Source organism: Cetobacterium sp. ZOR0034, from assembly GCF_000799075.1.
Lineage (GTDB): Bacteria > Fusobacteriota > Fusobacteriia > Fusobacteriales > Fusobacteriaceae > Cetobacterium_A.
In genome coordinates this window covers 1-9,239 of record NZ_JTLI01000066.1, presented here as the reverse complement: position 1 = coordinate 9,239, position 9,239 = coordinate 1, and the positions used below count along the sequence as shown (strand labels likewise).

The following is a 9,239-nucleotide window of genomic DNA, read 5'->3' as shown; positions in this document are numbered from 1 at the left end:
GCATAGCTCAGTTGGGAGAGCACCTGCCTTACAAGCAGGGGGTCACTGGTTCAAGTCCAGTTGTTTCCACCATATATGAACTTTAAAGCACTTAGGTGCTTTTTTTTATTTTATTTGTTGTATTGAAAATTAATCCGTAGAAAATAAAAAAGGGTATATACATTTGATATGCCCTTTTTATAACTGTTTTTTTAAAAGATTAGTTGTATCTAACTTATATGATTCTTTATTGTTAAGAAAATTTATGACATCCTCTGTTAAATCCACACCACCATATATTGTAGCACTTTTTTCAATAACCATTTCTAGGTTCTTTTGTTTCCCAATTAGGATGGCAACTGAATCAATTTCAAACTTGATATCATATATAAAATTTTGTTGTTCCTCTTGAAAATTCCTTTCAGAAATCTCGATTTTATCCTGAAATTGTTTTTTTAAATCTAACAATTTCTTTTTGTCCTCTTCAGTAATTTTTGATTTTGATTTTATAACTTTTTCCTGCTCTAATAAACTTTGTCTTAGACCCTCAATTTCAGAATTTAGTTCTAATCTTTTATTTTCAAGTTTCTCTTCCATCTCATAACGCTTGTTGTATTGGCTAAAAATATATTCAGAGTCAATAACTCCTATATTAAGTGCAAAAGCTGAAGTGGTCATAAAAAGCAATAGAAATAAAACGTTCATACAATTACTCCTTTTTGTGGAATTTTATTCTTATTATACCTTATTTTGACAATATTTGATATAATATTTAAAAGAAAAATAAAAAGAGGATGGGTAGATGAATAAGAAACTAAAGATATTTTTACTTTTAATGCAAATATTAGGAATCGGACTTTCTTTATATTATAAAAAATTTTTATTGACTGTGGCTGTTGCACTGATGCTGATATTTAATTTATATGTATTTTTTAAATGGAAAAAAATAAAGATGAAAAATAATTTTATTTTGAGATCTTTCATAGTATCAGATGTTATTTTATTTTGTTTTTTTATACTGATGTTCAGAATGGTTCAAATACAACTTTTTGATTCTGAAAGTTATAAAGAGGCAATAAATAAACAGGTAAATGTTGAGAGAAAAGAGGGTGGAGAAAGAGGAAATATATATGACTCAAAAGGGAAAGGCTTGGCATATAGTATAAATATGTATGAGTTATCTGTTGATCCAAAAAGATTCATAAAATCAGAGAATGCACCAGAAGCATTAAGAGAGCTTATAAGCAAAAAATATATAAAAGAGAATTACAAACCACTTTTAAGTACTATAAATAAATTGGGGAAAGAAGAGAGAGTATATAAAAGATTAAATAGAAATATAGATGATGTTGAAAAAAAAGAGATTGAAAGTATTTTGGAGAAGTACAAAATAAAAGGAAAAAATATTATATTTTTAACGGGAAGAAAAGAGAGAAGATATTATAAAGCTGATCAATATTTCTTTTTAGTTGGAAATATAGGATTTAAAAAAGGTACAGAAAAAGAGGGTGTTTTTGGAATAGAGCTTTTCTATGAAAATTATTTAAAAGGTGATAGAAGTTCAAAAATAATTCCAAGTATAAGAAGCTTAGGGGTCGGATTACCTACTGCAGGAGCAAGAACGAAAGTTAATTTAAATGGAATGGATTTACATCTAACTATAGATAATGATTTACAGTATATTCTTGATGATGAAATGGAAAAACAGTTTAAAAAAACTAATTCAGAAGAAGCTTATGCTATAATGATGGATCCAAATACAGGAAAAGTTTTGGCGACTTCATTTTTTAGAAAAAATAAAAAAGCTGTGACAAATCCAATTTTCCAATCTCAATTAGAACCAGGGTCTATATTTAAACCTTTAATAATAGCAGCAGCTTTAGAAGAGAAAAAAATAAAAAAGACTACAAAATTTGATATAGGAGATGGAACTTTTAGGAGACATGGTCACACGATTAAAGAGAGTAGTAGAAGCGTAAAGGGGATTTTAACAACAGAGGAAGTATTAAAAAAATCAAGTAATATTGGTATGGTTTTAATGGCGGATATGTTTACAAACGATGAATTTGATAGCTATTTAGAAAAATTTGGATTATATAATAAAACTGGGGTAGATTATCCTTACGAACAAACACCAAAAAGAGAGGCAGTTAGACGTTGGAATGGATTAAAAAAGAGTACGATGAGCTTTGGACAAGGAATAGCTGTTACACCAATTCAGATGATAACAGCATTTTCAGCGGTTGTAAATGGTGGTGTGATGTATCAACCATATATAGTTGAAAAAATTACAGATAAGGATGGACTTGTTGTTAGGAGAAACTTACCTGTAAGTAAGGGAAAGATAATTAGTGAAACTGTGTCAAAAGAGATGAGAGATATGATGGAATCAGCCGTAGAAGATGGGACGGTAAAAAAGGGTGGTGTAGATGGTTATAGAATTGGTGGAAAGACTGGGACTGCTCAATTTAGTGAAAGAGGAAGATATGTAAAGAATGAATATCTATCATCTGTTATTGGTTTTTTCCCGGTTGAAAAGCCACAGTATATAATGTTAGCAATGTTTTTCAAACCTCAAGGGAATATTTTATATGATAAATTTGGAGGAACAGCAGCAGCTCCAGTGCTAGGAGAGGTTATAAAAAAGATAACGAAATTAAAAAGTATATCTCCAAAAAATATAGATAAAATTAGAGTAGCAGGAAAAACAAGTTTAAAGAGCGTTGCTAATCACGAAGAGTTAGTTTTAATGCCGGATTTAAAAGGTCTTAGTGGTAGAGACGTTATTGAGATATTCGAGGGTAGTAATATTGAGGTTGAGCTAATAGGAGCGGGTGTGGTTGTTGAGCAAAGTATTCAGGCTCAAAAAGAGCTGACGGATATAAAAAAGATAAAAATAAAATTAAACTAGGAGAAAAAGTAATGAGATATTTTAGTATCTATATAGAAAAGACTAATGATTTCTATACTTATGCCAGTGAAGATGAAAATATAAAAATTGGAGATAGAGTTCTAGTATCTTTTAGAAATAAAGATAAGGTTGGGCTTGTTGTAGAGGAAGAGATAGGGAAAGAGTATTCGTTCAAAGTTTTAGCAATAAAGAGAGTTTTATATGAAGAGTTAAGTTTTTCGAAAAGTTTTATAGAGCTTTTGTTGTGGATTAAAGATTATTATATGAGTTCTTTTGATCAAGTTTTTTCTACGGCCGTTCCAGCGGGAATAAAAATAAAGTATGAGGATATCTATAGAATAAATATAGAAAAAAAGAGTTTGTTAGTTGATGATTTATTACAATATTTTTATGATAGATTAAAGTTTAGAAAAAAAACTTTGGTAGATAAATTTTCTAAAGAAAAAATCACTGAGTTTCTTGAAGAGGGTTATCTAGAATTAAGAGATAACTGGTATGAATTGAATAGAGAAAAGAACTTAGACAGGGATTTAGAAAACTATTTTATAGCAAGAGAAGAGATCGGTAAACTAACCTTAGAGAAAAAATTTGATAAAAAAATAATAGAGAAGCATTTAAAAGAAAAAAATATCTTTTTTGAGAGGAAAATAAAAACTTTTGATGAGGAAAAATTAAAAAAAGATTTAGAAGAAAAAATTTTTAAAAAAGATACAGAATTAAATGAAGAGCAAGAATTAATAAAAAAAGGGATTGAGGAGTCTAGCAAAAGACATTTTCTTATAAGAGGAGTAACGGGATCTGGAAAAACAGAGATATATATTCAACTTATAAAAAGAGCTTTAGAAAGAGATCAAGGATCAATATTTTTAGTTCCCGAGATATCATTGACTCCACAGATGGTAAAAAGATTTAAAATTGAATTTGGAGATGAAGTTGCGATTCTTCATAGTAGATTATCATCTACTGATAGGGCTAAAGAATGGTACAGTATTTACATAGGAGATAAAAAGGTGGTTTTAGGAGTTAGATCAGCTATATTTGCTCCTGTACAAAACTTAGAATACATAATAGTGGATGAGGAACATGAAAACAGTTATAAACAAGATACGAATCCAAGATATAATGCTAAGTTTGTAGCAATAAAAAAAGCTGAACTAGAAAATGCTAAGGTAGTTTTAGGATCAGCAACACCATCAATAGAGAGTTATTATTATGGAAAGAAAGGGATTTTTCAATTGTTTGAAATTGAACATAGATATAAGGATGCAAAATTACCAGAAATAGAGATAGTGGATATGAAGCAAGAGCAGGACAGTTTTTTTAGTGAAAAATTATTAGAAGAGATGAGAACTGCACTATTGAGAAAAGAGCAGATAATACTTCTTTTAAATAGAAAAGGATATTCAACACTCGTTCAATGCGAAGATTGTGGACATATGGAGGAGTGTGAGCACTGCTCTATAAAGTTGAATTATTATGCAAGTAATGGAAGTCTGAAATGTAACTATTGTGGAATATCTAAAAGATATACAGGAAGATGTTCAAAGTGTAATAGCAAAAATATGACTTTTAGTGGACGTGGCGTTGAAAGAGTTGAGGAGGAGTTAAGAAAAAGATTTCCAGTAAATATAATAAGAGTTGATGGAGAGGTTTCTAAAGAGAAGGACTTCTACGAAAATATGTATAACGATTTCTTAGCAGGAAGATATGATATTATGATAGGAACTCAAATGATATCAAGAGGGCTTCATTTTCCTAATGTAACTTTAGTAGGGGTTATAAATGCAGATACTGTTATGAGTATACCAGATTTTAGATCGGGAGAAAGAACGTATCAAATGATAACTCAGGTTGCTGGGAGAGCAGGAAGAGGAGAAAAAAAAGGAAAAGTTATAATTCAAACTTACCAACCTGAAAATTACATAATAGAAAAAATTCAAGAGAATAGTTATGTGAATTTTTATGATAAAGAGATTGAGAAAAGAGAGATTCTATCCTATCCACCATTTTCAAAAATTATAAACATAGGGATATCATCGCCAGAAGAGAGTGGATTAGAAGAATACTGTCATAAACTATTTAAAGAGATACAGGACGATGAGGTAGAAATATATGGGCCTATGAGATCTTTAGTTTATAAGGTTAAAGGGAGATATAGATGTAATATTTTTGTGAAGGGTAGTAGAGCAAAAATAAATGTATTTAAATTGAAATTAGAGGAAAAACTAAAAAAAGTTGAGAATAAAAAATATAGAGTGGTTGTTGATGTAGACCCTATTAATCTAATATGATATAATATGTATTAGGAAAAAAGAGAATTGGAGGAAAAATAAAGATGGTATATGATATAAAAATATATGGAAATGAATCTTTAAGAACTGTTGCAGAGCCAGTAGAGGCAATTACACCAGAAATATTAGAGATTTTAGATAATATGGTTGAAACTATGCATGAAGCAAACGGTGTTGGATTAGCAGCTCCGCAAGTTGGAATAGCAAAAAGAATAGTTGTAATTGATGTTGGAGATGGGGTAATAAGAAAAATTATAAATCCAGAACTAATAGAGTTATCTGATGTAGTTGAAAATGAAGATGAGGGATGTTTAAGTGTTCCTGGAGTATATAAACCAGTAAAAAGATCGGTAACTGTAAAAATAAAGTATATGAATGAAAAAGGTGAAGAGGTTATTGAAGAGGGAACAGGTTTATTAGGAAGAGCGTTCCAACATGAGTATGATCATTTAGAAGCAATTTTATTTGTAGATAAAATATCGCCAGTTGCAAAAAGGATGGTTTCTAAAAAGTTACAACTTTTAAAGAAAGAGTCAGGTAAAAACTAATGAAAAATCTGCTTTGGATAATCCCATTGGTTATACATTTTGCATTTTTAGGACAAAATATATTTAGATCATTTGTAAAAATCGATAAGTTAAAAATAGAGCAAGAGATAAAATTAAAAAAGAAAAAAGAGATTGAAAGCTTAATTGTTAAATATGATGAGATGATTGAGGATATAAATAATCCCTTTTACAGAGAAAGAGTAGCTAGGAATCAACTCCAAATGGTTTTACCAGGAGAAAAAATTTATAGATTAATTGAAACAAAGTAGGAGGAAAAATGAAAAGAGAGTTAGCTTTAGAGTTTGCTAGAGTTACAGAAGCAGCAGCCTTAGCCGCTTACAAATGGGTAGGAAGAGGAGATAAGGAGGCGGCAGATCAAGCAGCGGTAGACGCTATGAGAACTGTGCTAAATGGGATAAAAATTCAAGGGGAGATTGTAATAGGAGAGGGAGAGATTGATGAAGCTCCTATGCTTTACATCGGAGAAAAAGTAGGAATTGATTCTCCAGATAAAGATAGATTCTCAGCAGTAGATATCGCAGTTGATCCTGTAGAAGGAACAAGAATGACTGCTCAAGGGCAAGCTAATGCGATTGCAGTATTGGCTGTAGGAAATAAAGGAAGCTTCTTAAAAGCTCCAGATATGTATATGGAGAAATTAATTGTAGGACCAGAAGCAAAAGGTGTAATCGATTTATCTAAGCCTTTAATGGAAAATATTGACAATATCTGTAAAGCATTAAAAAAACCTTTAGAGGAATTAACAGTAGTAATATTAGATAAGCCAAGACATAAAGAGATAATAAAAGATTTACAAGCTTTAAATATTAAGGTTTATGCACTTCCAGATGGAGATGTTGCAGGATCGATTTTAACATCAGTTGTAGATTCTGATGTAGATGTTTTATATGGAATTGGAGGAGCTCCTGAAGGTGTTATATCAGCAGCAGTTATTAAAGCTTTAGGTGGAGATATGCAAGCTAGATTAAAATTAAGAAGTGAAGTTAAAGGAGTATCTTTAGAGAATGATAAAATTTCAGCTTATGAAAAATCAAGATGTGAAGAGATGGGACTTAGAGTTGGAGATGTTCTTAAAATGGATGATTTAGTAAAAGATGATGAAGTTATATTCTCAGCAACAGGAATAACAAGTGGAGACCTTTTAGAGGGTGTAAAAAGAAAAGGAAGTATAGCTAGAACTCAAACTTTAGTAATCAGAGGAAAGAGTAAAACAGTTAGATATATAAATGCGGTTCATAACTTAGATTATAAACCAGAAGATATCATGGAATTAGTAAAATAATAAATAATTGAATAGAAAAGTAGAGATGAGTCTCTACTTTTCTTCTTTAATGGGAGGAATAATGTTTTTTTATGATGATTTTATAAAGAAAATAGCAGAAACAAAGATAGAATATAAGGCGATGAGAAAATATAGTTTAGAAGCAAAGAAGTTGGTGATGTGGTTAGGAACAGGGTTGCCATTGATACTAATCGGTTTACTTCAAGGATATATAGGATATACAAAAGATTTCAGCATACCATATTTAGCCATTGCAGGACTACTTTTATTCTTAGGATTAAAGCATTTGAAAAATATCTTTTCATATAAAATTGTTTTAGATTGTGAAAAGAAAAAAGTATTAGGCCAAGGTTTAGATTTAGCATTCGAAGATATAGAGTCGTGTACTTTAAAAGAAGGAGTAGTAGGAAAAGCTAGTAGATTACAAGTTATTATCAGAATAGTTACTAAAGATAAAAGAGAGATAATTGTTCCACTTATAATGGGAAATAAAATTGACTTTATATGCGCTTTAAGAGATGAGTTAGGAGAAAAGTTTTCAATCATAAAGGGATAAGAGGAGAATTTATGAAGAGAGTAGCTTATATATTTTGTTTATTTCTAATGGTTTTATCATCTCTATTTGCAAAAGATGATGATAGAGAGTTTAGAGGGGTTTGGATTGCCACAGTAGATAATATAAACTGGCCATCTAAACAGGGTTTGTCTATAGAAGATCAGAAAAAAGAGTTTATAGATATATTAGATGAGATAAAATCGTTGAATATGAATGCAGTGATTATGCAAGTCAGACCAACAGCGGATAGGTTTTATGGGAAAGTAACAAAGGAACCGTGGTCAAAATATATAACAGGAGAGATTGGAAAAAATCCTGGATATGATCCTTTGGAATTTTTTATAGAGGAAGCGCATAAAAGAAATTTAGAGTTTCATGCTTGGTTTAATCCGTATAGAATTACATTGAAAAAAAATGAAGAGATAGCAAAAGATCATATAGCAAGGAAAAATCCAGAGTGGGTGATTCAATATGACGGAAAACTTTATTACGATCCTGGGAATCCAAAAGCTAGAGAATTTACAGAAAATGTAATAGTTGATGTTGTTAAAAATTACAACATAGATGGAGTTCACATGGATGACTATTTCTATCCGTATCCAGTACTTGATAAAAATAAAAAAGTAGTTCCTTTTGGTGATGATAAAACATATAAATTATATGGAAAAGATTTAAGTAGAGAGGACTGGAGAAGAAAAAATACAGATACGTTTGTAAGAGAGTTATCAAAAAAAATAAAAAAAGAAAAACCATATGTTAAATTTGGAATAAGTCCTTTTGGTGTTTGGAGAAACAATGATAAAGATCCTACTGGTTCAGCAACAAGAGCTGGTGCTGAAAATTATGATACGTTATATGCAGATACAAGAAATTGGATAAAAAATGAGTGGATCGATTATATAGTTCCACAGATATATTGGGATTTTAACTTGAAGGTTGCTCAGTACGATATTTTGGTTGATTGGTGGATAAATGAAGTTAAAGATAGTAATGTAAATTTATATGTAGGACATGCAGCTTATAAGATAGATACTACGAAAGCTTGGAAAAATGAGAAAGAGTTAATAGAACAAATTAAATATAATAGAAAAACAAAAGCTGTTCAAGGGAGTGTATTTTTTGGATTTGATAAAATTCAAAAAAATAGTTTGAATATAAAAGATAATCTAAGAAAAGAGGTTTATCAGAATCAAGCTTTACCTCCAAGGACTCCTTGGATAGATGAAATCCCACCAAAGCCAGTAACAAACCTATCAGGAAAAATAACTAAAGATGGAATTCTTTTAACTTGGGATGATCCAGCTAATAACTACAGTGACTACTATGCAATATATAGAAGTACAAATAAAGATTTTGAAGGAGTTTCATCAGAATATATTTTAGGAACTGTAAAAAGAAAGTATGGTTTAAAATATTTAGATGAAACAGTAGAAAAAGGCAAAAGTTATTATTATAAGGTTTCTCCAGTAGATAAGGTTCATAATGAAGGTGAAGTAAAAGCAAAAGTTTTTTTAAAAAAATAAAAAAACTTTGTTGACAAACTTTAAAACTTATGGTACTATATCTTTGTAAGTGATGCGGGAGTAGCTCAGTTGGTAGAGCGTCAGCCTTCCAAGCTGAATGTCGCGAGTTCGACCCTCGTCTCCCGCTC

8 protein-coding genes and 1 tRNA gene are annotated in these 9,239 nt (G+C 30.4%); 8 read left to right on the top strand and 1 reads right to left on the bottom strand.

Annotation, left to right across the window (positions count from 1 at the left end; all coding sequences use genetic code 11):
• Positions 1-177: 177 nt before the first annotated feature.
• Entirely contained in the window at positions 178-684 is a 507-nt protein-coding gene (locus L992_RS11110; RefSeq protein ID WP_047384111.1) for an OmpH family outer membrane protein, read from the bottom strand.
• Positions 685-781: 97 nt separating this feature from the next.
• Here L992_RS11110 and L992_RS11105 point away from each other — a divergent pair, with 97 nt between their 5' ends.
• From L992_RS11105 to L992_RS11070, 8 genes are all read left to right on the top strand, one after another.
• The gene (locus L992_RS11105) at positions 782-2,890 is read left to right on the top strand and encodes a penicillin-binding protein (RefSeq protein ID WP_047384113.1); all 2,109 of its coding nucleotides are present in this window, start codon (positions 782-784) and stop codon (positions 2,888-2,890) included.
• Between the two features lie 11 nt (positions 2,891-2,901).
• Positions 2,902-5,181: a primosomal protein N' gene (priA, locus tag L992_RS11100; protein ID WP_047396314.1), complete on the top strand. Its 2,280-nt coding sequence runs from the start codon at positions 2,902-2,904 to the stop codon at positions 5,179-5,181.
• A 44-nt stretch (positions 5,182-5,225) separates the two neighbouring features.
• A complete protein-coding gene (def, locus tag L992_RS11095) occupies positions 5,226-5,729 on the top strand; it encodes a peptide deformylase (RefSeq protein WP_047384116.1) in 504 nt (167 codons plus the stop codon).
• Positions 5,729-5,998: a septum formation initiator family protein gene (locus L992_RS11090; RefSeq protein ID WP_047384117.1), complete on the top strand. Its 270-nt coding sequence runs from the start codon at positions 5,729-5,731 to the stop codon at positions 5,996-5,998. Before def ends, L992_RS11090 begins: the two co-directional genes overlap by 1 nt.
• An 8-nt stretch (positions 5,999-6,006) precedes the next feature.
• Positions 6,007-7,032, top strand: coding sequence for a class II fructose-bisphosphatase (glpX, locus tag L992_RS11085; RefSeq protein ID WP_047384118.1), 1,026 nt, complete (start codon positions 6,007-6,009; stop codon positions 7,030-7,032).
• Between the two features lie 61 nt (positions 7,033-7,093).
• Positions 7,094-7,588, top strand: a complete 495-nt coding sequence (locus L992_RS11080) for a hypothetical protein (RefSeq protein WP_047396311.1) — start codon at positions 7,094-7,096, stop codon at positions 7,586-7,588.
• Positions 7,589-7,599: 11 nt separating this feature from the next.
• Positions 7,600-9,111, top strand: coding sequence for a glycoside hydrolase family 10 protein (locus tag L992_RS11075; RefSeq protein ID WP_047396310.1), 1,512 nt, complete (start codon positions 7,600-7,602; stop codon positions 9,109-9,111).
• A gap of 54 nt (positions 9,112-9,165) precedes the next feature.
• Positions 9,166-9,238: transfer RNA gene (locus L992_RS11070), tRNA-Gly, on the top strand.
• The last annotated feature ends 1 nt before the right edge of the window (position 9,239 follow it).

Bases quoted from the DNA above. Each gene is read 5' to 3' on its own strand.
- L992_RS11110 (WP_047384111.1), bottom strand. From the start codon at position 684: ATGAACGTTTTATTTCTATTGCTTTTTATGACCACTTCAGCTTTTGCA.
- L992_RS11105 (WP_047384113.1), top strand. From the start codon at position 782: ATGAATAAGAAACTAAAGATATTTTTACTTTTAATGCAAATATTAGGA.
- priA (WP_047396314.1), top strand. From the start codon at position 2,902: ATGAGATATTTTAGTATCTATATAGAAAAGACTAATGATTTCTATACT.
- def (WP_047384116.1), top strand. From the start codon at position 5,226: ATGGTATATGATATAAAAATATATGGAAATGAATCTTTAAGAACTGTT.
- L992_RS11090 (WP_047384117.1), top strand. From the start codon at position 5,729: ATGAAAAATCTGCTTTGGATAATCCCATTGGTTATACATTTTGCATTT.
- glpX (WP_047384118.1), top strand. From the start codon at position 6,007: ATGAAAAGAGAGTTAGCTTTAGAGTTTGCTAGAGTTACAGAAGCAGCA.
- L992_RS11080 (WP_047396311.1), top strand. From the start codon at position 7,094: ATGTTTTTTTATGATGATTTTATAAAGAAAATAGCAGAAACAAAGATA.
- L992_RS11075 (WP_047396310.1), top strand. From the start codon at position 7,600: ATGAAGAGAGTAGCTTATATATTTTGTTTATTTCTAATGGTTTTATCA.